The sequence below is a fragment of the Psychrobacillus sp. AK 1817 genome, assembly GCF_008807035.1.
Lineage (GTDB): Bacteria > Bacillota > Bacilli > Bacillales_A > Planococcaceae > Psychrobacillus > Psychrobacillus faecigallinarum.
This window is the reverse complement of sequence record NZ_CP031739.1, coordinates 490633-516270: the sequence shown is the minus strand read 5'-3', so window position 1 is coordinate 516270 and position 25638 is coordinate 490633. Positions and strand designations below refer to the sequence as shown.

Genomic DNA, 25638 nt, shown 5'->3' with positions numbered 1-25638 from the left:
AAGGAGGATATCTTCAATGCTTATTGTGGATTCCTTATATGGAGAATTTTATATAGATGGAGTATTAGAAGAATTAATAAATAGTAAGCCTGTTCAACGATTAAAGGGCATACATCAAGGCGGGGCAAGCTATTTAGTAAAGAAAGAATGGAATGTCACTCGATATGAGCATTCCATTGGTGTCATGCTTCTGGTAAAAAAAATAGGGGGTTCGTTAGAAGAACAGATTGCTGGTCTTCTTCACGATGTTTCACATACTGCTTTTTCTCATGTCGTCGATTTTGTTCTGGAAAATAAGGACGAGGACTATCATGAAAAAATATATAGTAGAATAATTAACGGTTCCTCAATACCTACTATCCTAGCTAAATATGGATATAACTTAAAAGACATCCTATTTAATGATTCGAGATGGTCCTTGCTCGAGCAAAGTGCCCCTGATTTATGTGCAGATCGTGTCGATTACACATTACGCGATCTGTATGCCTATGGAAATATTTCAATGGAAGAAGTTCAACATTTTTTACAGAATCTAATCGTGAAAGACGGTAAAATGGTTCTTCCAAATATAGAAATCGCCGAGTGGTTTACATCGGTCTACTATGAGGAAGTAATTGATTTCTTTATGAATCCTTTAAATTTATATGGCAACTACCAGTTAGCTTTTGTTTTAAAGGCAGCATTGGATAAACAAATCATCACATTAGAGGATTTTCTTTTGGAGGATAATCAGTTGCTCCAATTGGTAGTATGCTCACAGGATGATGAAATTCAACATGCTCTTCAAAAGCTTCATCCTTCTGTTGAAGTGATAGACGAGCTAACCAATTATGATTTTCATCAGAAAATGAAGGTTAGACTAATAGATCCTCTAGTTTGTTCGGAAAATGGTTTAGTAAGAGCTTCTGACTGCTCTAAGCAGATTCAAAAATTAAACCAAACGGCATTGCAACGAGCAGTAAAAGGAACCTATGTAAAAATTTTATCTTGCTAATAAAGACAAGCCTATATCGTGATTAGGCTTGTCTTTATTTTGTTATTAGAATTAGTGTCCCAATTACCTGTTGAAATTGTTTCTCATTAGTAATGAATTTATTCAATTTATTCGATTAAGTGTTTTCCTTCCTAATGGTCTACATTACCATTGAATAAGAACGTACGTTTGCAATATAATAATAAGGACGAACGAATGTTCCTTTCGGAGGAGAGTAGATTTTATGTATGAGGGCTTAGAAAATCGAAATATTATTTGCATTGACATTCGAAGCTTTTTTGCGAGCTGTGCAGCGGCAGAAGCAGGACTAGATGTGATGAATACGCCTATTGCTGTTATTGGAAACTTGGAGCAGAAGGGGAGCATTGTGCTTGCTGCTTCTCCTCCAATGAAAAAAAGGTTTGGCGTAAAGACCGGGACGAGGTTATTTGAAATACCAGACGATCCTTCTATCCATCTGTTGGAACCAAAAATGGAATTTTTTGTTCGAGTTTCAATGGAAATCACGCGCTATTTGAATCAGTTTGTCCCAAGTGAAGCGATTCATGTCTATAGTGTGGATGAATGCTTTGCAGACCTTGGGGGAACAGAAAGGCTTTGGGGGCCAATTGAGAACACGGTGAAACGTATACAGGACGGTTTGCATTATCAGTTTCAGCTTCCATGTGCTGTTGGACTGGGACCAAATATGCTTATGGCAAAGCTGGCGCTTGATTTGGATGCCAAAAAAACAGGTTTTGCCAAATGGACGTATGAAGATGTTCAACAAAAGCTATGGCCTGTTTCACCTTTAAGTAAAATGTGGGGAATTGGCTCTCGTTTAGAAAAAACACTAAATAACATGGGGATTTTCAATGTAGGACAGCTAGCAAAAACTCCCTTGAAGTTGTTGGAGGATAAATTTGGAGTGATGGGAAATCAATTGTATCACCATGCCTGGGGGATAGATCTCTCTGAACTGGGAGCGCCCATTGTAGACGGCCAGATAAGCTATGGAAAGGGGCAGGTGTTATTTCGAGATTACCGGACAAAAAAAGAAGTAATGGCAGTCATATTGGAAATGTGTGAGGATGTGGCAAGACGAGCAAGAGAGGCTAATATGGTGGGGCGCACTATACATCTTGCAGTGGGCTATAGTAAAGACTCTTTTGGGGGAGGATTTAATCGTTCACGCTCCATAGATGAACCGACGAATGCGACTATGAAGATTTATAAAATTTGCGAAAAAATATTTGATGAGTTTTATGACCGTAGTCCAGTGAGAAGGCTATCCATTTCTATCACTAATCTAGAGCCGGAGAACTCTATGCAGCTTAGCCTTTTTGAAGAAGGAAAGTGGAAGGAACGCAAGCTTGGAAAGACGATGGATTATCTGCGTAGCAAGTATGGTTCAACCGCTATTTTACGCGCAGTTTCCTATACCGAAGCTGGCACTGCAGTGAAACGAGCGGGCTTGCTCGGAGGTCATAAGAAATAGGATGAACAAATATTAGAGAGAAAATACGATAAAAAAACCCTGTGAAAATTAATCATATTCTCACAGGGAAGGTCAGTTAGAGCAGCTTAATCATAATGGTGTCATACGGCATAACTTTTGCGCTTGGCTTAATCGATAGACCATTTACTAAAATAAAACCATTTCTTATTTTGTCTACGACAGCTGTTCTGCTCCAGTCAGGTATTTGTTGAGAAAGAAGAGAATCAATTCGATAAACTCCTTCTACAGATTTAATCGTTACATAACTTCCGATATAAGCTTTTCCATATAAAGATTTACAGGCAGCTCTGTCAACGTGCTTTCTTTGTTTACAGGTTCACGTCCATGGACTCTTTCATGTCTTCGAAAAGTTTTATAAATATCTAATTTTTTATTCCAGGTATGGTTTTTTTCGCATTTATAAATGGCAAAACGGTATATATGCTTTCCATTTGAATTATGTCTTCGAATATTTGTATCAGTAAACAAGGAATTTTTCCCGCACATTTTACAGTGCTTTACTTCTCTACGAATCGTTTGTTTTTTTAGTATTTCCCAATTGTGACATACAACGGTCATTTCCTTCACCTCATATAAGATAAAGGAACAATCGCATCCGTTTGGATGTTGGCAGGATCGTTATTAATTTGCACTAAAAAAGGCCCCAAAAAGGACCTCAAAAAGCATACGAAACTACTGGTTTGCTCTTGTCCCTTTGTAATGGTAGATGGGCAGACTAATCCCTTGGTTAAAACAGATGTTTTTAAGGGAAAGTGCTATCCAATTTAGTTGGTCCATTACAAAGTAAAAGTTGGCATACGAGTTTTTGTATCCTTTCTCCAAACAGATTTAACAATATTATAACATATAACATTATTTTTAGAATAGTTAAATTAAGGTGAATTCTTTCGTCATCAAGATATGAGGAATACCATCTTCCATGAAGATATCCGAAGTTGTTTTGTATCCAAGTCCAGTATAAAATCCTTCAGCATGGGTTTGACCATGAAGCTTCACTTTCGAAACCTTCAATTCTTTCGCAACATCCTCCAGAGCTTTGACAATTACTTTCCCTAATCCTAATTTTCGATAAGGCGGAAGAATACAAATACGCTCTAGCTTTCCGAATTCATCTACTACTCTTAAGCGACCTGTCCCAACTGCTACATTGTCAATGAAAACTAGAATATGCTGACAATCTCCGGCAAGGGTATCAAATTGGTCAAATTCATCTTCTAAAGGCACACCCTGTTCTTTAACAAATACTTCTTCTCTAATTGCGAAAGCTTTTTTCAAATCCTCTTGGGAGGTAATTTTATTTGATTTCAATTTTTTCAGTCCTTTCCTTATTTTTCTATAAAGTTAGTTTATTTTTATTTAAATTGCAATGGGAAACCTTTGGAAATGAGAAGGTAATTATACTGCTAAAAGCGAATATATAGGAAGAAGTTAAGGGGGGATGTTTTTGTATTTGATTATTATAGCTGTAATTGCAGCTTCTTTTTCACTAGTAACTATTTTCTCCCTTTTTGTCTTAAAAAGATGCAACAGGAAGATGGCCATGATTACCAACTTTATAGCGAGTTTCATCCTATTAGCGTCGGCCTCTGTATTTCTTTATCAACAGAACCCTAGCGAATTTCTAAAAGAGACAAATGGATTGTTAATCATGCTTCTGTTTTTCCCCATCAACATATGGGTTACTTGTCTAATCATTATGCTGAAAAGTAATAAAGTAAACAAACCATACCAAACGTAATAGGAGCTGCTATGAAATGTGCTATGCAAACACCTTTATCACCATTTCAGAGGACTCGACAGTTATATCTGCAATAGTCCCCACACCAAAACACAATAAGCCAACAATTGCTTCTATAGAATATGATCTTATTTATCGTAATCCATACGAGTACACCCAGGAGGATGTGCAGTTTTTAACCTACTTGATAAAAAATCAAATTGAAATGAATAATTTAGAAGAAAAGAGAAGCGAGTTTTTCAGCAAATCTAAGGCATGCTTTAGAGCCTCCCCACTCGTTAAAAATTATGGTTGGGGAATTCATTATAATGAGGCTGGGAAGATTGCTATCTATGAAAAAGGAAGTGAGCACTACAAACAATTGGAGAACAGCTCGCAGTTAAAAATTTTAAAGGGCATGCGTACTAAAAAAACTGTAAGGGTGGATTAAAATGGAGAAAATTTTTTATCGACATATGGATCAAGTACGGGAGCTCACATTAAAGGCTATCAAGCAAATACCAGAAAACCTAGCAGACGAAATTCCAAATGGCTTTAACAACAACATCCGATGGAATTTTGGGCATATTGCTTATACCCAAGAAAAGTTATGCTTTATGCTGCTAGGGATAGAGATGGGTGTACCAGATACTTATGAAACCTATTTTGCAGCAGGAACAAAACCTGCAGAGTGGAGAGAAACTCCTTCAACGCTAGAGGAAATTGCTCAAGTACTAGTAGAGCAATCACATAGGATTAAACAAACATTTCCAATTGAACAGTCACTACCTAAGCCTTTTACAAACAAGATGGGCGTTACATTTAATACTAGTACAGAGGCTCTTTTATTCAGCTTTTATCATGAAGGTATACATATGGAAACGATTCGTAGATTATATAAACTAGTTTCCGACTACTAATTGGTTGATGTTGAAATACGTGGAGCAAAATCAATAATGATAGTGGATTTGACTGCATAGCGTGAATTTATTTATGACCGGATAGCGAGAATTTATGACCGGATAAAAAAATTTATAACCGTTCGCTCATTACGAGCAACAAAGGATAGGTGTTTAGATGAATAAAGTTGAAGAGGATACTATTGATCCGTACATTTTTAGCCTACTTGAACATGCTACCTCAAGCGATAAAGTTTTACGTGAATATAATCTTTATCAACAAATTAAGACAAGAAAGCTATATGGCTGGAAAAGAAACAACGATTATGTGGCCTGTATAGGCATTGAGATGACACTTAGTAATGAGGCAGAGATCAAACATATCGCTGTTTCTCCAAATCTTCGTGAACAACGAATAGGAAGTAAAATGTTGGACTATGTGGTGAAGGAACTGGGAATTAGCCGTTTGACTGCGGAAACCGACCAGGACGCAGTTGGCTTTTATAGAAACTATGGATTTATTGTTTCAAGCATTGGTGAGAAATACCCAGGGGTCGAGCGTTTCTGGTGTGAATGGGAAAAAAAGAGTAAGTAGCATTTAGGCTAACTGAAGAAGCCGACCGATTATCGGATAGAGCGAGCCAATTATGTTTTTAATTTTATCGTTTGATATGGAGGGGAAGTTATGTTTTTTGAGATGACAGTGCAAATTAGAGTTTCTGATTTCCAAGAAGGTCATAAATGGTATAAAACTTTGTTGAAAAAAGAGGCAGATCTTATTCCGCATGGTGGATTTGTTGAATGGGAGGTAATTCCTGGATGCTGGCTTCAAGTCTCAGAAGGAGTTCCCGCACAAGGGAGCGGACCACTTCGATTAGGAGTGAAAGACCTAACTGTGGAACGTGAAAGAATAATGAAGGAGCTTCGTGTTGATTATTTTGATATTCATTCCCGACAGGAAGTTGGAGCTAAATGGGCTACATTTTCAGACCCATGGGGAAATCAAATAGGATTTTTTGAATACATCAATAAACTGGAAGAGAAAGAGCGAATACAAACAGTAACGAATCTAAAATAGTCAAAACCGGAAAGGACTAGCTTTTGCGAGTAAATGTAAACCTTTTTTCATTTATCATTGCGCTTATTTCCGTAATCCTAATTCTAATCTTGACATCTTCTAATTATTGGATAAATTTATCCATGCAAATACTTGGCTGGCATCCCTTGTTTATAGTGCTCGGCTTAACACTAGTTACCTTTGTTTTGGCAGTTGTTGGTTTTAAGGACATAAAGGGCTGGGCGGCGATGACAAGAGGTATTATTACGCTGGCTGTATCTACAGGATTGTCAATTATTGTCATTTTCATACTTTTTATCGGTAAGCTAATGAGCTAGTCTACAACAAAAAGGAGTTTTATATGAATATTAGTATTGAAATGCTAAGCTTGGATGATTTAACAGATTTGTATCTTTTTGAACAGAAGAACAGAGCATATTTTGAACAGATGGTCCCCTCTCGAGGAGAAGAATACTATCTTCCAGAAATTTTTAATAGTAGAAACAAGACTTTGCTAGAAGAACAGGCAAGAGGTGAGTCTTATTTTTATCTCATCAAACAAGATAATGCTATTATAGGACGCATCAATTTAGTAGATATTGATAAAAAACAAAAAAGAGGTGAGTTAGGCTACAGAATTGGAGAGGTGAACACTGGCAAAGGTATTGCCAGTATGGCCTTGCAAATGTTATTGCAGACTATTTCATGGGAAGAGATTAACCAAGTAGATGCAAAGACAACAACGAATAACATCCCTTCTCAAAAAGTTTTAGAGAAAAATGGATTCCAGAAAATCTCATCTCATAAAGAATTCTATTATATGAACGGTGAAAAAATAGAGTTCATTAGTTATAGGAAAGAGGTTGAAAAGTGAATGTAAGGAGACATAGGGAGTTTTTAAGCGATTTCGTTTATGAAATGAAGGAGGTATACCAATCTGTAGGCTGGGTAAAGCATACTAAAGAAGTCATTCAGCAAATATATGAAGCTAGCAATGTGATCTCAATTGCTGTATTGAAAGGTCAAATTGTCGGCTTTGGAAGAGGGTTAACCGACGGGGTATTTAATGCGGCCATCTATGATGTAGTTGTGCATAAAGATTTTCAAAAGCAAGGAATTGCAAATGTTATTATGGAGGGTTTGTTCTATCAGCTAAGAGATGTGTCCTGTGTCCATTTGAAATCGACTACGGGAGACGAAGCATTCTATCAAAAATGGCGATTAAGAAAAGTAAAGACAGGAATGGCTAAATATTCGGATCCTGTCTTAAGCAAACAATACCTAGAAACTATTTAAAAAGCGTAAGCGTCTAGTCCCGTGAAACAATTAGGCAAAAACGATGAGGCATCTCATAAGAGGCATTGTTTTTGCCTTTTTGAATTCTATAGGCAATGTACATAGCTAGAGAAGTAGCTCGAATATACATTTTTTATAGAGAACGTTCCCTGTGTCTTCCTTGCTCTTGATTTACTCCTCGTAAATCATTTTTTTCGTCATCCCGCCATCAACGGTCACATTAATACCTGTCACAAAGTCGTTTGATGGGTCCGTCAGATATATACAAGCCTTTGCAATGTCGTTAGGTTTTCCTACACGGCCTGAGAAATGCTGGCTGTGATCCACTGCTCGTAATTTGTCATAGTTCCCAGTTTCGATCCAGCCAGGAGATATACAATTGACCATAATATGATCAGGAGCTAGCGAGCTGGCAAGAGAATGTGTTAATGCAATAATTCCGCCTTTTGTGGCTGCATAGGACTCTGAGTTGGGCTCTGACATGAACGCTCTTGTGGAAGCCATCGACACAATTGAGCCACCATGCTCATTGTTTCTCATTACCTTGGCCGCTTCCCTAGAACAAAGAAAGACACTGCGTAAATTTGTATTGATAATGTCATCCCAATCCTCTAAAGACAAATCATAAGGGGAGCTGGGCTTAAACTTACCAGCGTTGTTAACTAGAATGTCAATGGTGCCGAATTTCCTAGTAGTTTGTGTCATTAGATTCATGACATCCTTTTCAATTCGGACATCTGTCTGTATAAAAAGGCAGGAGTAACCTTGTTGTAACAATGAAACCTCCGTTTCTTTACCTAGAGTTTCGTCGATATCGGCCAAAACCACATTAGCTCCTTTTTCCGCGTATACCAGTGCCAAACCTCTACCAATACCTTGAGCTGCCCCTGTTATAATTACTACCTTGTCTTTGAACATGTTTATGCCACCTTTCAGTAGTTTTTATTAAATGTATCATAATTATTTTTTTGTGTTTTCGTAATCGAAAGCTTCTAATATAGCTCGTTGGAATTATTTCAGATTTCGAATTATTTTGTTTTCCCATCTTTCGTAATGTTCAAACATTTGCTAAACTAGTAAAGTCTTAATTTGTAATTTGGGGGAAATAAAGTGAAAGTATTCTTGGAGTTGGGTTGGTATTTTAAACAAAGGAAAAAGCAATACTTATTCGGTATTTTAATGCTTCTTTTTGTAGCATTTTTGCAGCTTTTTCCACCAAAAATTATTGGTTTAGTAGTTGATGAGATTCATGAGGGTGCGCTGACAAGCGAATTCTTAATAAAATGGCTTGCAATTTTGGCTGCGGCCGCTTTGGGTATGTATGTTTTGCGGTATTATTGGAGAATTATGATTTTCGGCTCTTCCATTTATCTCGCAAGATTATTGAGAGAAAAGTTATTTCATCATTTCACCAAAATGGCTCCTTCCTTTTATCAGAAAAAGAGAGTTGGAGATTTAATGGCTCACGCAACTAATGATTTGTCTGCTGTGCAGCAAACTGCGGGTTCAGGGGTTTTGACATTGGTTGATTCCTTAGCAACTGGAGGTTTTGTAATTGCCGCTATGGCTTTTACGATTAACTGGAAACTTACAATCATTGCTTTGCTTCCTTTACCGTTGATGGCAATCTCTACTAGTTATTATGGGAAGCTGCTACACCAACGTTTCCGTTTCGCGCAGGAGGCTTTCTCAAATTTAAATGATAAAGCTCAAGAAAGCATTTCAGGTGTAAAGGTTATTAAAACTTTTGGACAAGAGAAAGAAGATACAGAAGACTTTGTTCACCTTTCTAAAGAAGTTGTAGACAAAAATATGCATGTTGCGAAAGTGGATTCTCTGTTTGACCCTACGATTTCTTTAGTAGTTGGAATGTGTTTTTTCTTATCGATTGTGTTCGGAACACGTTTTATATTGGCAGAAGAGATGAGCGTAGGAGACCTCTTTGCATTCACTTCGTATTTAGGCTTATTGGTGTGGCCGATGCTTGCTTTCGGATGGTTGTTTAACATTGTTGAACGTGGGAGAGCTTCCTATGACCGAATTCGAAATATCCTAGAGGAAGAAATCGAAATTGATGACCATGTTGGGGCTTTAGAGATTAAGCCTGCTGGCGATATTCACTTTGATATCGAACAGTTCAAGTTTACTGGAGATGATCGTGTTGCCCTTCGTGACATTCATTTTACCCTTAAACAAGGTGAAACGCTTGGGATTGTTGGAAAGACAGGTTCAGGAAAAACAGCAATTTTAAAATTGCTTATGAGAGAGTTTGAGGGCTATCAGGGAAGAATCATGTATGGTAATCATTCCATTGATGCATATAAGAAAAGAAACCTGCGAGAAGCAATCGGTTATGTGCCACAGGATCACTTCTTATTTTCTACTACTGTTGCGGGCAATATTGCATTTGCAAATGCTGGGGCAACAATGGAGGAAGTATATGAAGCCGCAAAGTTAGCAAATATCCATGAGGATATACTGCAGTTCACAGATGGCTATAACACGATTGTCGGTGAACGTGGCGTGTCATTATCGGGCGGACAAAAGCAACGCATATCCATAGCACGCGCTCTTATGATGAAGCCTGAATTGCTTATACTAGACGATTCTCTTTCTGCAGTAGATGCAAGGACAGAGGAAGCAATATTAGAAGCACTGAAGAAAAATCGAACAGATGAAACAACGATTATTACTTCCCATCGTTTGAGTGCTATTCAGCACGCTCATCAAATTATTGTAATGGATGAAGGTACTATTTTAGAAAAAGGAACTCATGAGGAGTTAATGAGGCTAAAAGGGATGTATTATGAAATGTATCAATTACAGCAACTAGAAACACTTGTGGAAAAAGGAGGTAGTGTCTGATGAATGAAAAGCAGCCAGTGCTTACAGGAAAAGACCAATGGCAAGTTCTCAAAAGACTGCTCACTTACCTAAAACCACATAAAAAAGCGATTACTCTTGCCTTGTTTCTATTAATATTAACAGTGACGGGAGATATTCTTGGACCATACTTGATTAAAACCTTTATGGACAATTATTTAACTCCTAGAATATTCCCAACGGGTCCACTTGTTGGACTAGCGCTAGGATATATTTTTATTCAAATAGGAAATATTATAGTTAGTTACTTTCAATTATTAAAGTTCCAGGAAATTGCCTTAAAGATAATACAGCAAATGCGTATAGACGTCTTTTCAAAGGTGCATCGACTAGGAATGCGCTATTTCGATAAAACGCCTGCCGGTAGCATCGTATCTAGGGTAACAAATGATACAGAGGCTATTAAGGATATGTTTGTGAGCGTACTAGTAGGCTTTATACAAAGTGGATTCCTAATCATCGGGGTCTATATTGCCATGTTCCTATTGAACGTGAAGCTTGCTTTAATAACAACTGTATTACTTCCGATTCTATTTGTGATTATTGTTACCTACCGTCGATATAGTTCGGTAGTATATCAGGATTTACGCGAAAGACTTAGTCAATTGAATGCCAAGCTTGCTGAATCCTTACAAGGGATGACGATGATTCAAGCGTTTAGGCAGGAGGATAGACTTCAAGATGAGTTCAATGATATAAACAACTCACATTGGAAGGCTGGAAGAAAAAACATTAAATTAGATAGCTTGTTACTACGCCCTGCAATTGATATGGTTTACGCACTTGCGATCATTATCTTGCTGAGCTATTTTGGAATCACTTCTATGAACAATATTGTGGAGGTTGGGGTTATCTATGCTTTTGTCACATATATTGATAGATTCTTTGAACCCATCAATCAAGTGATGCAGAGATTATCTATTTTTCAACAAGCAATCGTAGCAGCTTCCCGAGTATTTAAGCTATTAGATGAAAATGACCTAACTCCAGAACAGCAAAATAAAGAAACTGCAAAAATTGAGTCAGGGAAAATAGAGTTTAAAAATGTTACCTTTTCCTATGATGGAAAAACAGATGTGCTGAAAAATATCTCATTCACAGCTGAGCCAGGTCAAACAGTCGCACTAGTTGGACACACTGGAAGTGGAAAAAGTTCCATTATCAACTTGCTTATGCGCTTCTATGAGTTCGAACGTGGAGATATAAGAATTGATGATCATTCTATTAAAGAGTTTCCAATGGCCGAGATTAGAAATAAGTTGGGGCTAGTGCTACAGGATCCATTCCTCTTTTATGGAGACATTGAAAGCAACATTAGACTTCACGCACCCGATATGACAGACGAAGAAGTAAGAAATGCTGCGGAGTTCGTGCAGGCTAACAAATTTATTGAAAAATTACCAAAGGGTTATAAGCAAAAAGTTTCTGAGAGAGGATCTACATTCTCAAGTGGACAAAGGCAGCTAATTGCCTTCGCAAGAACAATTGCCACTAATCCGAAAATCCTCGTCTTGGATGAGGCAACTGCCAATATAGATACAGAAACTGAGGTAGCGATACAAAGCAGTCTTGAAAATATGCGAAAAGGAAGAACAACGATTGCGATTGCCCATCGATTAAGTACAATCCAGGATGCAGAACTAATACTTGTACTTCATCATGGAGAGATTGTAGAAAGAGGGACACATCAGCAATTATTAAATGAAAAAGGGTTATATCATAAGATGTACCTGCTACAAAATGGAGTTGTAGATGATATAGCATAAAAAATTCAAAAAGCTGTCACAAGCATTAATAGAGTAAAAGTATGGGAAATTTGATACGATAGGAACAGTAATTCGGAAAGGAAGACTGCCGTGAGTTCAGATGTTAATTTACTACTGGCGTTCGGTGCTGGGTTTTTAAGCTTTATTTCCCCATGTACTTTACCGTTGTATCCCGCATTTCTATCTTATATTACTGGAATGTCTTTAGAAGAACTTAAAACCGATAGAAAGCTAATGCAAAAAAGAGGAATGCTTCATACTTTGTTTTTCTTGCTTGGCTTCTCTGTCATATTCATTGCATTAGGTTTTGCCACTTCCTTTGTAGGAACATTTTTTATTCAATACGATGATTTGATACGTCAGGTCGGTGCTATATTTATCGTAGCGTTTGGATTAATGGTAGTCGGCGTTTTTAAACCTGAATTTTTAATGAAGGAGAAAAGATTACAGTTTAAAAACAAACCATCTGGTTACATAGGAACTGCATTAATCGGTATGGCTTTTGCAGCAGGCTGGCAACCTTGTACAGGGCCAATCTTAGCTTCTGTATTGCTATTAGCTAGTTCTAACCCTGGGTCAGGTGTTTGGTATATGCTCGCATATGTATTAGGCTTTGCTATTCCTTTCTTTGTCCTTTCGTTCTTTATAACACGCTTGAACTGGATTCGTAAAAATAGTAACCTGATTGTTAAAATCGGTGGCTATATTATGATCGCATTAGGAATTTTGTTGTTTTTCGACGGATTAACTTATATAATTCGTATTTTAAGCCCTATTTTTGGAGACTTTACCGGATTTTAAGTAAGGAGGCAATAATATGCCGACAGTTTTAGTAGTGGATGATGCGGTATTCATGCGAACAACGATTAAACGAATGCTACAAGATCATCAATTTGAGATAGTGGGTGAAGCCACTAATGGGCTTGAGGCGATCGAGCAATATAGGAATTTAAAACCGGATGTGGTGACAATGGATGTTACCATGCCGACAATGACAGGTATCGAAGCTGTAAAGCATATCGTTACTGAATTTCCTGATGCGAAGATTGTTATGGTCACTGCACTTGGCCAACAAAAACTAATTGTAGATGCTTTAGAATACGGAGCGAAGGATTTTATCACCAAACCTTTTGATCCTGATCAGCTTATTAATGTGTTACGTAATGTAACTGAAGTGTTTTAAAAAATTTAAATGAAGAATTTATATGATGTGGGGAATACCAATGTTTGATATAGTTCCGGCCAATGTTATGATAATTGTTTCTACGGTCATTGCGCTAGGTATGGGAGTACTGGTGACGACCTTGCGAGCAAAATCTGCAAAGCGACCAGCAAGTGTAAAAAAAATCTTATTACCGCCTCTATTTATGTCAACCGGAGCACTAATGTTTGTGTTTCCTTTCTTTCGAGTAACGTTAGCACAAATTGGCGAAGCACTACTAGTTGGAATGCTATTTTCCATTATTCTCATATGGACATCCAAGTTCGAATACAAAGATGGGGAAATCTATCTTAAGCAGTCGAAGGCATTTATCTTTATATTAATCGGTCTACTAATTATTCGATTAATAGGGAAGATAATACTTAGCTCCAGCATAGATGTGGGAGCACTAAGTGGAATGTTTTGGATTTTAGCATTTGGAATGATTGTTCCATGGAGAATAGCAATGTTCATAAAGTTTAAGAAAATACAAAAACAGTCAATATAAAAACGAGCATCCACTAAGGGGTGCTCGTTTTTTTTCTGTCTTCTGATAAAGCAAAGTACTTTTCAAAAGGAGATACATCTACAGCCAATTCCTTGAGTTTCTTCCGCAAAAATTTATGATCTCTTTTAGGGGTGGCGATAATATATCCACGAATTAACAATTCTTGTGTGATTGCAGTAGCATTTTCTTCTATGGCAATCTGACCAATCTTACCAGCAATTTTCTGTTTGGCTACAGGTCGGAATAAATCAGGAACCGGAGCAACCAGCTCATTTAACAGAGCTTTTTGCTCATCATTCCAAAGGTGAATTGTTTTATCTACATAATACTCTTCCCAGTCGAGATCCGATTTACCATCGTTTTTAGGCATAGATTTGAGAAATTTTCGGAACATGAAGAATCCTCCAATTCCCATTAAAACTACTAAGACAACAACCCAAAAAAGTATAAACCATAAAAACCATCCATCTAACAATCTTTTCACCTCATTCTTCTAATTATTAGTATAAAGCGTTTGAAAAGAATTTTCATCATGAATGTATCCTTTCTGCTAAAAACTTTCTATATAGAGAGTGAGAGGAGGTGATTCAGATGGCAAACTTGGCACATAAACAATCAGTTTTAAGAATAACTTTTGAAGCAGGAATTGGAACAGATGGGAAAATGAAAACAAAGTCAAAAACGTATCGCAATGTAAAGGCAAATGCAAACGCAGACCAGCTAGAAGCAGCGGTAACAATTCTTTCGGGATTTTCTACTAGCCCATTTGTGGGGGCAGAGAAAATACAAACATCTAATCTTAACTAAAAAATAAGGAGGAATAATCATGGCTAAAACTTTACAAATGCAATTTGAATCGTCAAACGGAAAAGCAGTACTTTTGAGCGTTGATGACCCTCGTGAAAACCTGACTCGAAACGAAATTGAAGCTGGAATGCAAGCTATTATTACTAGTGATGCTTTTCATGCAGAAAGCTTTAGTTTAACCTCGATCAAAAGCGCGAAGGTAGTAAATCGAAACGTTAATGAAATAATCTAGCAAATATGCTAACTAGCCCGAGCTTAGATTGCAGACATATATCTTTGTCCATAGCTCACGTATAATTTGTTGTCATTTAAAGATTCGAAACAGTTGATAGGGAACAAGTTCGTCATTATTACTTTTCTAAACATTAGGCTCTCCTTAGGAGGGCCTTTTTGAAAGCAACAGAGAAAATATACATTTTTCCAAATGCTTGTGTAGATTTGTGGTCCCTAAATGTGACATAAAGGAGGTGACCTATATTTCATAGCTCTTTAGTAATTTCACAAGCTTTGTGACATTTCTGAGGTGTGTATTAAAACCTATCTTTGTTATGGTACGAATATGTATTTTCTAAAAGTTACTAGGAAGGAGGATATCCGATGGAGCAGTGGCTAATGGTTATTCAAGATATAGGCTTTCCCATCTTTGTCTCGTTCTATTTAATGCACAGAGTTGAGAGCAAGCTTGAAGAAATAAAAAACGCACTGTTGTCCTTAAGTAAAGTGTAGACACAAAACTGTTGAAATATCTGAGACAGAGTAGTTGAATGAATTATTTTCTTTCTATAAGATTAGGCTATGATGTTATAAAGGGGTCATATGATGAAGAAATTATTAGTTATGTTAACAATAAGTATATTGGTCCTCGCAGGATGTGGCAGCAGTGATTTTAAAGCCCAAACTAACTGGGAGATAGAAGATTTTGCTTTTGATAATCAGCGTGGCGAAGAGGTATCATTAGATGATTTAAAAGGAACCGTTTGGTTAGCTACTTTTATTTTTACTAATTGTACTACGGTCTGTCCTCCAATGACCTTTAACCTTACAGAAATACAAGGAATGTTAGAGGAAAAAGGTATTGAGGATTATAAAATTGTGGCTTTCAGCGTAGATCCGGATGTAGATTCACCTGAAGTATTAAAAGAATATCTGGAATTGTATGAGGTGCCAGATGAAAGTAAATGGGAGCTTTTAACTGGATATTCTCAAGAGTATATCTCACAGTTTGCTGAAAAATCATTTAAAGCACTTGTTCGCAACAATCCAAACGATGACCAAGTGATTCACGGATCTTCCTTTTATTTAGTCGATCAAAATGGAGTAGCTGTAAAAAACTACGGCGGGGTTAAAGAAGTGCCAAAAGAAGAAATAGTAATCGATATCGAAACTTTAATTAAAGAAGGCCAATAATAAGCTGTTTCTCGAAAAAAGTCTGTAAATAATAAATTATCCCGTAAATATTAGTTCCTAAACTAATATTTACGGGGTATTTTTTTGACTACTTTTACTGCCGGAAATTCGTTTTACCTGGAAGAGAAACTTATGTATATCAATTGTTTGCTTGTTTTTTTAGTAAATCTCTAATTTCTTCCAACAATACTTCCTTTGAGTCCACAGGAGGAGCATCTTGTGTAGCTGCAACCACGTCTTCTTTACGTTTAAATCTAGATAGTAATCTTATAAATATGAAAATAGAAAATGCAATCACTAAAAAATTGAAGACTGATTGAAGAAAATTTCCAATTAGGAGTTCTCCTAATTTAATACTAGTAAAATCTATATCTCCTAACAGTATTCCTACTAAAGGAGTGATGATATTTTCTACTAATGATGTAACGATGTTTCCAAAAGCAGCTCCGATTACTACGGCAACTGCAAGGTCTAATACATTACCCTTGAATGCAAATTCTTTAAAGTCCTTCCACATAAAATTTTCACCTCCCGTTATTGAATATCCAAAATAGTATATATTTTAAATAGAAAGTTCGCAATTTTTTATGCAGTTATTGTCAATTTGTGCTATTGTTTTCTTAGAGAAATGGCTAGGTAGGGTGGGGGCACCCATGAACTTAAAGAAAACATATAGAGCTCTATCCTTTAGAATGTATTAATATATACGTGAAGTTAAGAAATTAGGTGTATTAAAGCATATTCCTTACCATATAGAACTTTCAATTCTTGTTAATAGGGTGCTTAACAACGAGCTTTTTTAAAATTTTCATCCACAAATTTCAACTAGTACTAGTGAGATTATTAGAGTAGAATCATTGCTAGGGTAGAGATATGAAGGTAATTTTGTTTCTCTAGGAGAATTTATTTCACTAGCTGATAAAGTGGATTAATAATCTAGAATGGTGACTTTGTATTAAGAGAAACATGTGAGAATTTCTTGTTATAGAGAAATCTTTAGGTAAAAAATTACTTTTTAGCATAAATGTTTCAGCTAGACAATTTTATCAACAGGATTATATTTAGCGTACAAAGCTAATACTGCATGAGACCAATATCTCCCCAAACAAGATTGTATTGGAAATCACAGACTCAATTATTATGGAATATACTTTGTCATCAGATTCCTTCAGGAATTAAAGGAATTCGGATTTCAAATTGCCATGGATGATTTTGGCACAGGCTACTCTTATTTTAAACATCTTGAACAGCTTCCGGGGAATATTATTAATATTGACCAAAGCTTCACACAAGAGATACATAAATCTAAAACAAGGTCAATCGTTCAATCCATCCTTTCTTTAGCTCATAACTTGGAGGTGAAAATCTTAGCCGAGGGAGTAGAAGACCCTTATCAGGTTTGTTGCTTAAAGAATTTAGATTGCCATTACCTCCAAAGCTATTTCTTCAATAAGGCGTTAACTTTAAACCATTTATTGAAGGAGTATTCTGAAGCAAGTAATGAAAAGGTGGCTTTTAAGAATGACATCTAAGAAACAAAAATCATATAAATGGAAGCTGTGGAGTATTATCCTCTTGTTGCCAGTAACGATCACAGTATATGTTCTGTTAATAGTCAGCTGGCAGGAGCTTCGTAAAATACCTGCGGTCCAGGAATGGGCGACATCTATTCAAAAGTCAACGACAAAGATAGATGTTCCAGGGGAATACATACCAATTTATAAAGATGCTGCGGATGAATATGGGATTCCTTGGACTCTTCTCGCTGCACACCATCGAATCGAAACCAAGTTTTCTACTATGGATCCTTTGTTATCACCAGTGGGGGCAGAGGGCCATATGCAATTTATGCCATGTACCTTTGTTGGGTGGTCGCATCCTAGCTGTGGTGGACTTGGTTTAGGAGAAATACCTGAAGAGGATAAAATAAACCCTGCAGTAATAGCCCAATATGGAGGATATGGTATAGATGCAAATGGAGATGGTTATGCGGATCCTTTTGACTTAGAGGACGCTATCTACAGTGCTGCTAATTACTTGGCAGCAAGCGGTGCAGCAGATGGTGAAATTGAAAAAGCCATTTTTAACTATAACCGTAGCAATAAATATGTGGAGGACGTGCTCCACTTTTATCATCTTTATGAAAAACAGCTTGCCACACTCCAAACTGCTACCGTTCAGGATGGACTATAAGAACTTCTAACGGTGAATAGCATTTAGCTTTCACTTCAACAAATACAATGAAAAAGGGACTGACTATGATATAGTCGTCCCTTTTTGGTGTACGTATAATTTTTTTGATTACTTACGCATACTCTTTAAAATCAAACTTAAAATTGCTACTAAAATAATTGCTCCGATTAATGCAGGAATAATTGCCATATCCCAAATAACTGGACCCAAGTCAGGGAAAATCATTCCACCGATCCATGCCCCGATAATACCTGCTACAATATTACCTATAATTCCTCCAGGTATATCTTTACCAAGAATTAATCCTGCTAGCCAACCGATGATCCCACCGATGATTAAGTATAAAATTAGTCCCATTGTCTTCATCTCCTCAAATAATTGTTATCTTGTACACTCTTTATATAACCAACTTCAACAGAAACTAAACATACCTAATTAATTTAAAAAAATTCGCACTTAAGGAATATTTAAATAATTACCGCCCATGGTCTCCAACCTCGATAAAACTTGAAGCTCCATCTTCATACGCTACTGTAGACAATCTAGAATTATGAGCTTCTAAGATTGTTTGCCTACTGCATATAAACTTGCATAAACTGACTAAATAAATCTTAAAATTACCAAATGTTCTTACCCTCATATCAAGAATATTTTGTAGTACTACTAATTTACCTAGAATGAATTGCTTCTCTTTTACATTCAAAATCAAATGGAGCAAGACTTCTATATTATTTTAGATCGGTTGCTCAGGTTTTAGCCCTTTAAGATACAGTTGTATGCAATAAAGGCCACTACAATCAAAAACCCATAAGTATGAAAAACAATACCTCTAATATAAGTATGGATGAGTTTGATAAAATTCTCACTTAGATTAACCATTTTAAAAGAGCTTATTCAAATAAAAAACATGAATAATGTGGGTAGAAATCAAATATATACTATTAAATCGATAAGGTTTATTGATTTCTGTTCCAAGCGTTTTCTTTTATTAAGCAGGTTAAGGGCAAAATATTATACCTTTTTCCATTATTACTTTTGTAATGTCTCCAGTCTCAGTCAATCGCTAATATCGTTGCGTATTTTTATCTAGCAACAAATTGATAAATGTTCGTTTTTATTGTTAAAGCTCTGAGATAAACTCAAATGGAAAATTACAATCTAAAAAGGAGCGATTAAGAAATGGATAAAAAACAAACAAAAAAGCTAAATAAACAAGCAATTTGGTTTGCTATATTTCATACAATCCTCATCTTGGATATTATTATCGAATTTAGTTCCTTTCATTAAATAAATAATTTATAATTTTAAATTTTAATAAACCTAAAGTAGAGAAATCTTGTTTCTCTGCTTTTTTATTTGCTTAATACGATAAGATAAAGGACTAAGAGTTGTCTAGTTTTAAATCGAGCGGAGTAAACCATGCTTCGTGACAAATTTTAATTATTAAATTTGAGTTATTTATAGTGATTTTATCAACCTTGGATAATTATCAAATTTCCTGGAGAGAACATCCATGTCTTTTCATATAAATTGGAATTGTGAAAATCGTATCTAAGTATAAACTAAATAAGAATATGTTGTGAAATTTAGATTGTATTACTAGGGAAATGGGTATAAGTTAAAAGATATGTAAACAAAGCTTAGTGGAGGTATAAAATGTTTTTAGAAAAAAATAATGAAATTCGAGCGGATCTATTCCGTCTGGTAGATTCCTTAACAGAGGAAGAATTTAATAAAAAACCTGATAATAATGCTTGGTCGCCAAAGGAAATTATGGAACACTTAGTTAAGATGGAGAATACCATTGTAAAAGGAATAAAGGCTGAACTTGCCAATCCTCAAAGCCCACAAGTGAAAAAGAAGCCTATTGGGGTTTCGACTTTCCGATTGATCAAAGTAAAGGCACCTAAACATACAGTGCCAAAGCCTGATTATGAGACAAAAGAGGTGATGAAAAATAAATTGCATGAGGCAAGAATGGAATTATTAAAAGTATATGCTGATAATGATTATCAGGTATTTCAAAAAAAATCATTAAAGCATCCTTTATTTGGACAAGTACCACTTGTGCAGTGGTTTCCATTCGTAGGATTACATGAAAAACGTCATTTGAAGCAATTAGAGAAAACAATCAAAAAGATAAAAGGTCATTAGAATTAATTATTACTTATAATAATTTTAATGTAATTTACTTATCAATAGAGATAAGTTATGATTAGTTATGGAGAAAAGTTACTTGAATAGAGTCTTTTCAATAGATATTAGGAGGATTACTAATGGCAAAAGATAGCTTACACAATAGCCGTACTTCTTTCACGCTAAATGGAAAAGAATATACTTATTATCGTTTAGCAGCTCTAGAAGAAGCAGGAATTGCAAACGTTTCACGTCTACCATACTCAATTAAAGTATTGCTAGAGTCTGTGCTACGTCAACATGATGGATATGTTATTAAAGATGAACATGTAGAACAATTAGCAAAATGGGGTAAAGATGCAGACCCAGAAGCAGAAGTTCCATTTAAACCTTCTCGAGTTGTACTACAAGATTTCACAGGAGTACCAGTAGTAGTTGATTTAGCAGCATTACGTTCTGCGATGAACGAAATGGGCGGTAATCCGGACAAAATTAACCCTGCTATTCCAGTTGACCTTGTAATCGATCACTCAGTACAAGTAGATAAATATGGTACTGCTTCAGCTTTACAAGCTAATATGGATCTTGAGTTCGAACGTAATGCAGAGCGTTACAACTTCTTAAAATGGGCTCAAACAGCATACGATAACTTCCGTGCTGTACCTCCAGCAACTGGTATCGTTCACCAAGTTAACTTAGAGTACCTAGCGCCAATCGTACACGTAAACGAAACAACTGACGGTACATTAGAAACATTCCCAGACTCAGTAGTAGGTACTGACTCACATACAACAATGATCAATGGTCTTGGTGTACTTGGATGGGGTGTAGGTGGTATTGAGGCTGAGGCAGGAATGCTTGGTCAACCTTCATACTTCCCAATTCCTGAAGTTATCGGAGTGAAATTAATAGGAGATCTTCCAAACGGAACGACTGCTACTGACTTAGCGCTTAAAGTTACTCAAGTACTTCGTCAACGTGGTGTTGTTGGTAAATTTGTTGAATTCTTCGGCCCTGGAGTATCTAAATTACCACTTGCTGACCGTGCAACTATTGCTAACATGGCTCCTGAGTATGGTGCTACTTGTGGTTACTTCGCTATCGATGAGGAATCACTTGAATACTTGCGTCTAACTGGCCGTGAAGAAGAACATATTGCAGTTGTTGAAGCTTACTTAAAAGCAAACGACATGTTCTTTGATCCAACTTTAGAGCCTGTATACACAGATGTTATTGAAATTGACCTTGGTGCAATCCAAGCAAATCTTTCAGGACCAAAACGTCCACAAGATTTAATTCCCCTTACTGATATGAAATCTCGTTACCGTGAAGCAGTAGTTGCTCCTCAAGGTACACAAGGCTTCGGATTATCAGAAAAAGAGTTTGCTAAATCTGCAACTGTAAAATTTGAAGACAGAGATGTTGTTATGCCAACTGGTGCTGTTGCAATTGCTGCAATCACTTCTTGTACAAACACATCTAACCCATACGTTATGCTAGCAGCTGGTTTAGTTGCGAAAAAAGCTGTAGAAAAAGGATTGAAAGTACCTGCATATGTAAAAACATCATTAGCACCAGGTTCTAAGGTAGTTACTGGTTATTTACAAGATTCAGGACTAGACAAATTCCTTGATGAAATTGGATTCAACACAGTTGGTTATGGTTGTACTACATGTATCGGTAACTCTGGTCCATTGTTGCCTGAAATCGAGAAAGCGATTATTGACGAAGATTTATTCGTAACTTCTGTGCTTTCTGGTAACCGTAACTTTGAAGGTCGTGTGCATCCATTAGTAAAAGCTAACTACTTGGCTTCACCACCATTAGTTGTGGCTTATGCTCTTGCTGGAACTGTAGATATTGACCTACAAAAAGATTCATTTGGTAAAGACCAAGATGGCAACGAAGTATTCTTTGCTGATATTTGGCCATCTACTGAAGAAGTTAACCAAGTACTTTCTAAAGTGGTTACTCGTGAACTATTCCAAAAGGAATATGCACGTGTATTCGATGAAAACGAAGCTTGGAATGCAATTGAAACTTCTACAGAATCACTATATTCATTTGATGACAAATCAACTTATATTCAAAACCCACCATTCTTCCAAGGATTATCTAAGGAACCTGGTCAAATTGAATCACTTGATGGTCTTCGCATAGTAGCCAAATTTGGTGACTCTATTACTACTGACCACATTTCACCGGCTGGTGCAATTGGTAAAGATACACCTGCAGGTAAATACTTACGTGAAAATGGTGTAGAAGTACGTGACTTCAACTCATATGGTTCTCGTCGTGGTAACCATGAAGTAATGATGCGCGGTACATTTGCAAATATTCGTATTCGTAACCAAGTAGCTCCTGGCACAGAAGGTGGATATACTACTTACTGGCCAACAGGCGAAATCATGTCCATCTATGATGCTGCTATGAAGTATCAAGAAGAAGGTACTGGTTTAGTAGTAATTGGCGGAAAAGATTATGGTATGGGATCATCTCGTGACTGGGCAGCTAAAGGAACGAATCTTTTAGGCATTAAAGCAGTAATTACGGAAAGCTTTGAGCGTATTCACCGTTCAAATCTTGTGATGATGGGTGTTTTACCTCTTAATTTCTTACCAGGTGAAAATGCTGAAACATTAGGCTTAACTGGTAAAGAAGAAATTAGTGTGAATATTGCTGAAGGAGTTAAACCTCGTGATATCCTGAAAGTAACAGCTAAAGCAGAAGATGGTTCTGTAAAAGAATTCAATGTGCTTGCTCGTTTCGACTCAGAGGTTGAGGTAGATTACTACCGTCATGGCGGTATCCTTCAAATGGTGTTACGTAACAAAATGCTAGAAGCATAATAGATAGAAACGGGGCCCTAAATCTTATATGATTTAGGGCTCTTTTTTTGTGTAAATTAACGAAATATTCGTTACAAGAACATACATTCGTGTTAATATATAGATAACGAGTTGTAGGAGGAAATTACATGAGACTAAAAAACTTTCATCTGGCAGATCGAATGCATTACTATAAGGTGCCAGGAGTAAGTATTACATTAATTGATCAGGGACAAATCAGTGCATGCATAAACCAAGGGGTTTTAGAGGTGGGAAGCAGAAGAGCTATCAACGAGAAGTCTCTTTTTAACGCTTGTTCTATTAGTAAGTTTCTAACTGGAATGTTGGTTATAAAACTCGTCCAACAAGGGGATTTAGATTTAGATGAAAATGTTAACGAGAAACTTATATCTTGGAATATCCCAGAGAATGATTTTACTAACTTAAAAAGAGTAACTTTAAGAAACTTACTTAGCCATCAATCTGGAATTGTAGATCCTATCAATAGTTTTCCAGAGCATGTTGCAAGTAATGGCACTCCAACAATGGTGGAATTACTAGAAGGAAAAACGCCCTATAATAATTGCCCAATTGAAGTCACATATGAACCTGAAAGTGAATTTCATTATTCAGATGCTAGCTACTGTATAATTCAGCAAGTAATTGAAGACTCAATGAAAAAATCATTCATCCAAGTTATGACTGAGCATATATTTACACCATTAGAAATGGAGAATAGTAACTATGCTATGACAGCAGCAAGTATGAGTGAAGAAAACATTTCGTGTGGTCATAACAAAAACGGAGAAGTAGTGAATGAAAAGTATCCTTTATATCCATATCCAGCTGCTTCTGGATTATGGACAACCTCTGAAAATATAGCCAAATTAGTCCAAGAATTAATGAATGCTTTGAAAGGTGAAAGTAAAACCGGTATCTCTGCTAGAGGAGCAAAGGAGTTAATTAGTTCACAAGGAAGAAAAAAATGGGCAGGACTTGGTGTATTTCTCGAGGAATCTGAGAACCAACTGGAAATCTCATCACTAGGATGGGGAGTGGGCTTTCAATGTATGATGGTAGCATACCCATATTTGGAGAAAGGTGCTGTCATAATGACAAATGCAGAACTAGGGGTACATCAATTGGAAGGAATTATCGGAGAAATATATGACTCTTTACTGAGCCAAATGAAGGGGTAAAAAATGCATATCTTATTAGCTAAACCAGCTTCTATACCTAATGTAATAGCTTTCTTCAAAGAAAACTTAAATCCCAATAGTAGCGAGATATATTCAGAAGAGTTTTTATGCCCTCTTGGAACTCAAGCTGCTATTAGAAGAAACCAAATGATACTAGCTATAGAAAATGGGCATGTTGTGGGAGCAATTCGTTTTTATCGAAGAAAAACAGCCAATACTATTTCACTTTATCAATTTGCTGTAAGTTCAAAGTATCGTGGTAAAGGTGTTTTAAAAAAGATGCTTCTCTTTATAAATGATGCGCCAATCGTAGCTCTATGTCCAATTGAATCAAAATTTAACCAATATTATCACAAGATGGATTGGAAACTACAAGAACAAGTTGATGGGTTTAATACGTGGATTTTTAAATGAGTGCTTAATTACGGTTTGTGTTTACTAATTAATAATACTTTCACTTAAAATGTAAGCATTTTTTACTTGAAAAAGCAAATGAATAAATATAATCATAGCGATTTAATATTCATTAGATTTGTATAAGGATTAGCTGAAAAAGGGCTATTTTCTATAGTTTTATCATGGGGCATTTCCTATTCATTTAGTCTCATTTTTGATAGACATTAATTTGCTTCGGTTCGTTGGAAGAAACGAAGCAAATTTCACATAAAGAAAAAGATTACTCTCTCCAATCAGGCTTGGTGAGGGAAAAGATGAAAGCATCATGTGAGCTGTTATCTTGATATAGATACCCTCTCAACAAACCTTCCTTTTCAAATCCTAGATTTAAAAGTAACGTAAAAGAGGCCTCGTTTTGAGGGAATGTTACTGCTCCTATACGGTATAGATTTAAAACATTAAAGCAATAGTCTATAACAGCCCTAACAGCTTCACTCACTATTCCTTTTCTCCAATGGCCAGGTAATAGTTCATAGCCAATTTCTGTTCTTTTACTAGCTAAAGATAAGTTATTTAATCCAACAGTTCCAATTAACTCTCCAGTTTCTTTCAATTCTATTCCCCAACGCATAGATTTTTTTTGCTCAAAACCTGTAGCAAATGATTTAACTAACGCATCAGCTTGTTCTTCTCTTGTAAACGGGGACATCCCGTAATACTTAATGACTTCTTCATTGGAAAAAATGGAGAAAATACTAGCCACATGTTCATCTTTAATTTCTATTAACTTTAATCTCTCTGTAGACAATGTTGGAAAGCTCATCTCAAAACCCCTTTTCTATAATTCTTATAT

32 protein-coding genes are annotated in these 25638 nt (G+C 36.3%); 25 read left to right on the top strand and 7 right to left on the bottom strand.

Annotation, left to right across the window (positions count from 1 at the left end; translation table 11 throughout):
• The first annotated feature begins 16 nt into the window (after positions 1–16).
• The gene (locus D0S48_RS02650; RefSeq protein ID WP_151109917.1) at positions 17–994 is read left to right on the top strand and encodes an HD domain-containing protein; all 978 of its coding nucleotides are present in this window, start codon (positions 17–19) and stop codon (positions 992–994) included.
• A 223-nt stretch (positions 995–1217) separates the two neighbouring features.
• A complete protein-coding gene (locus D0S48_RS02645; RefSeq protein WP_144536520.1) occupies positions 1218–2471 on the top strand; it encodes a Y-family DNA polymerase in 1254 nt (417 codons plus the stop codon).
• Positions 2472–2729: 258 nt separating this feature from the next.
• On the opposite strand, the gene D0S48_RS21260 is transcribed toward D0S48_RS02645, so the two are convergent.
• Positions 2730–3050: a DUF1062 domain-containing protein gene (locus tag D0S48_RS21260; RefSeq protein WP_370455720.1), complete on the bottom strand. Its 321-nt coding sequence runs from the start codon at positions 3048–3050 to the stop codon at positions 2730–2732.
• Positions 3051–3359: 309 nt separating this feature from the next.
• Positions 3360–3800 carry a GNAT family N-acetyltransferase gene (locus tag D0S48_RS02635; RefSeq protein WP_151109915.1) on the bottom strand — a complete coding sequence of 147 codons (441 nt, stop codon included), beginning with the start codon at positions 3798–3800 and terminating at the stop codon, positions 3360–3362.
• 136 nt (positions 3801–3936) lie between these two features.
• Between D0S48_RS02635 and D0S48_RS02630 the strand changes: the two genes are divergently transcribed.
• From D0S48_RS02630 to D0S48_RS02595, 8 genes are all read left to right on the top strand, one after another.
• On the top strand, positions 3937–4230 hold the full coding sequence (locus D0S48_RS02630; protein WP_151109913.1) for a hypothetical protein: 294 nt from the start codon (positions 3937–3939) through the stop codon (positions 4228–4230).
• A 16-nt stretch (positions 4231–4246) separates the two neighbouring features.
• Positions 4247–4660, top strand: a complete 414-nt coding sequence (locus D0S48_RS02625) for a DUF6157 family protein (RefSeq protein ID WP_151109911.1) — start codon at positions 4247–4249, stop codon at positions 4658–4660.
• Position 4661: 1 nt separating this feature from the next.
• On the top strand, positions 4662–5129 hold the full coding sequence (locus D0S48_RS02620) for a DinB family protein (protein ID WP_151109909.1): 468 nt from the start codon (positions 4662–4664) through the stop codon (positions 5127–5129).
• A 157-nt stretch (positions 5130–5286) separates the two neighbouring features.
• Positions 5287–5703 carry a GNAT family N-acetyltransferase gene (locus tag D0S48_RS02615; RefSeq protein WP_151109907.1) on the top strand — a complete coding sequence of 139 codons (417 nt, stop codon included), beginning with the start codon at positions 5287–5289 and terminating at the stop codon, positions 5701–5703.
• A gap of 90 nt (positions 5704–5793) precedes the next feature.
• Positions 5794–6186: a VOC family protein gene (locus D0S48_RS02610; protein WP_151109905.1), complete on the top strand. Its 393-nt coding sequence runs from the start codon at positions 5794–5796 to the stop codon at positions 6184–6186.
• Between the two features lie 122 nt (positions 6187–6308).
• Positions 6309–6503 carry a hypothetical protein gene (locus tag D0S48_RS02605; RefSeq protein WP_191697088.1) on the top strand — a complete coding sequence of 65 codons (195 nt, stop codon included), beginning with the start codon at positions 6309–6311 and terminating at the stop codon, positions 6501–6503.
• A gap of 23 nt (positions 6504–6526) precedes the next feature.
• Positions 6527–7039 carry a GNAT family N-acetyltransferase gene (locus tag D0S48_RS02600; RefSeq protein WP_151109901.1) on the top strand — a complete coding sequence of 171 codons (513 nt, stop codon included), beginning with the start codon at positions 6527–6529 and terminating at the stop codon, positions 7037–7039.
• 44 nt (positions 7040–7083) lie between these two features.
• The gene (locus D0S48_RS02595; RefSeq protein WP_151109899.1) at positions 7084–7461 is read left to right on the top strand and encodes a GNAT family N-acetyltransferase; all 378 of its coding nucleotides are present in this window, start codon (positions 7084–7086) and stop codon (positions 7459–7461) included.
• A gap of 171 nt (positions 7462–7632) precedes the next feature.
• Here the strand turns inward: D0S48_RS02595 and D0S48_RS02590 are convergent, their stop codons facing one another.
• Positions 7633–8379, bottom strand: coding sequence for an SDR family NAD(P)-dependent oxidoreductase (locus D0S48_RS02590; protein WP_144536499.1), 747 nt, complete (start codon positions 8377–8379; stop codon positions 7633–7635).
• Positions 8380–8571: 192 nt separating this feature from the next.
• On the opposite strand from D0S48_RS02590, the gene D0S48_RS02585 reads away from it, so the two are divergent.
• The 5 genes from D0S48_RS02585 to D0S48_RS02565 all read left to right on the top strand — a co-directional run bounded on the left by D0S48_RS02585 (position 8572) and on the right by D0S48_RS02565 (position 13819).
• Complete coding sequence (locus D0S48_RS02585) at positions 8572–10326, top strand: ABC transporter ATP-binding protein (RefSeq protein WP_151109897.1); 1755 nt, start codon at positions 8572–8574, stop codon at positions 10324–10326.
• Positions 10326–12110 (top strand): ABC transporter ATP-binding protein, encoded by a 1785-nt coding sequence (locus D0S48_RS02580; protein ID WP_151109895.1) that lies wholly within the window; start codon positions 10326–10328, stop codon positions 12108–12110. Before D0S48_RS02585 ends, D0S48_RS02580 begins: the two co-directional genes overlap by 1 nt.
• A 90-nt stretch (positions 12111–12200) precedes the next feature.
• Positions 12201–12911: a cytochrome c biogenesis CcdA family protein gene (locus tag D0S48_RS02575; RefSeq protein WP_144536493.1), complete on the top strand. Its 711-nt coding sequence runs from the start codon at positions 12201–12203 to the stop codon at positions 12909–12911.
• A 16-nt stretch (positions 12912–12927) separates the two neighbouring features.
• Positions 12928–13293: a response regulator gene (locus D0S48_RS02570; protein ID WP_151109893.1), complete on the top strand. Its 366-nt coding sequence runs from the start codon at positions 12928–12930 to the stop codon at positions 13291–13293.
• A gap of 40 nt (positions 13294–13333) precedes the next feature.
• Positions 13334–13819: a CcdC family protein gene (locus D0S48_RS02565; RefSeq protein ID WP_151109891.1), complete on the top strand. Its 486-nt coding sequence runs from the start codon at positions 13334–13336 to the stop codon at positions 13817–13819.
• 13 nt (positions 13820–13832) lie between these two features.
• On the opposite strand, the gene D0S48_RS02560 is transcribed toward D0S48_RS02565, so the two are convergent.
• Positions 13833–14294: a DUF2621 family protein gene (locus D0S48_RS02560; protein WP_144536487.1), complete on the bottom strand. Its 462-nt coding sequence runs from the start codon at positions 14292–14294 to the stop codon at positions 13833–13835.
• A 116-nt stretch (positions 14295–14410) separates the two neighbouring features.
• Between D0S48_RS02560 and D0S48_RS02555 the strand changes: the two genes are divergently transcribed.
• From D0S48_RS02555 to D0S48_RS02540, 4 genes are all read left to right on the top strand, one after another.
• Complete coding sequence (locus D0S48_RS02555) at positions 14411–14626, top strand: DUF1659 domain-containing protein (RefSeq protein WP_151109889.1); 216 nt, start codon at positions 14411–14413, stop codon at positions 14624–14626.
• A gap of 19 nt (positions 14627–14645) precedes the next feature.
• A complete protein-coding gene (locus D0S48_RS02550; RefSeq protein ID WP_151109887.1) occupies positions 14646–14858 on the top strand; it encodes a DUF2922 domain-containing protein in 213 nt (70 codons plus the stop codon).
• A gap of 365 nt (positions 14859–15223) precedes the next feature.
• Positions 15224–15352, top strand: a complete 129-nt coding sequence (locus D0S48_RS02545; RefSeq protein WP_144536483.1) for a YvrJ family protein — start codon at positions 15224–15226, stop codon at positions 15350–15352.
• 90 nt (positions 15353–15442) lie between these two features.
• Complete coding sequence (locus D0S48_RS02540) at positions 15443–16033, top strand: SCO family protein (protein ID WP_144536482.1); 591 nt, start codon at positions 15443–15445, stop codon at positions 16031–16033.
• A gap of 139 nt (positions 16034–16172) precedes the next feature.
• On the opposite strand, the gene mscL is transcribed toward D0S48_RS02540, so the two are convergent.
• A complete protein-coding gene (mscL, locus tag D0S48_RS02535) occupies positions 16173–16550 on the bottom strand; it encodes a large conductance mechanosensitive channel protein MscL (protein ID WP_151109885.1) in 378 nt (125 codons plus the stop codon).
• A 598-nt stretch (positions 16551–17148) separates the two neighbouring features.
• On the opposite strand from mscL, the gene D0S48_RS02530 reads away from it, so the two are divergent.
• Entirely contained in the window at positions 17149–17565 is a 417-nt protein-coding gene (locus tag D0S48_RS02530; protein WP_370455750.1) for an EAL domain-containing protein, read from the top strand.
• Positions 17555–18226 carry a lytic transglycosylase domain-containing protein gene (locus D0S48_RS02525; protein ID WP_151109881.1) on the top strand — a complete coding sequence of 224 codons (672 nt, stop codon included), beginning with the start codon at positions 17555–17557 and terminating at the stop codon, positions 18224–18226. The genes D0S48_RS02530 and D0S48_RS02525 overlap by 11 nt, the downstream gene beginning before the upstream one ends.
• Positions 18227–18334: 108 nt before the next feature.
• On the opposite strand, the gene D0S48_RS02520 is transcribed toward D0S48_RS02525, so the two are convergent.
• Positions 18335–18583 (bottom strand): GlsB/YeaQ/YmgE family stress response membrane protein, encoded by a 249-nt coding sequence (locus D0S48_RS02520; protein WP_144536478.1) that lies wholly within the window; start codon positions 18581–18583, stop codon positions 18335–18337.
• A 1299-nt stretch (positions 18584–19882) separates the two neighbouring features.
• Between D0S48_RS02520 and D0S48_RS02515 the strand changes: the two genes are divergently transcribed.
• From D0S48_RS02515 to D0S48_RS02500, 4 genes are all read left to right on the top strand, one after another.
• The gene (locus D0S48_RS02515) at positions 19883–20380 is read left to right on the top strand and encodes a DinB family protein (RefSeq protein WP_151109878.1); all 498 of its coding nucleotides are present in this window, start codon (positions 19883–19885) and stop codon (positions 20378–20380) included.
• Between the two features lie 122 nt (positions 20381–20502).
• The gene (gene acnA, locus D0S48_RS02510; protein WP_151109876.1) at positions 20503–23211 is read left to right on the top strand and encodes an aconitate hydratase AcnA; all 2709 of its coding nucleotides are present in this window, start codon (positions 20503–20505) and stop codon (positions 23209–23211) included.
• A gap of 128 nt (positions 23212–23339) precedes the next feature.
• Positions 23340–24389 carry a serine hydrolase domain-containing protein gene (locus D0S48_RS02505; protein WP_151109874.1) on the top strand — a complete coding sequence of 350 codons (1050 nt, stop codon included), beginning with the start codon at positions 23340–23342 and terminating at the stop codon, positions 24387–24389.
• A 3-nt stretch (positions 24390–24392) separates the two neighbouring features.
• A complete protein-coding gene (locus D0S48_RS02500) occupies positions 24393–24803 on the top strand; it encodes a GNAT family N-acetyltransferase (protein ID WP_151109872.1) in 411 nt (136 codons plus the stop codon).
• Positions 24804–25065: 262 nt separating this feature from the next.
• On the opposite strand, the gene D0S48_RS02495 is transcribed toward D0S48_RS02500, so the two are convergent.
• A complete protein-coding gene (locus D0S48_RS02495) occupies positions 25066–25608 on the bottom strand; it encodes a GNAT family N-acetyltransferase (protein ID WP_151109870.1) in 543 nt (180 codons plus the stop codon).
• Positions 25609–25638 lie beyond the last annotated feature (30 nt).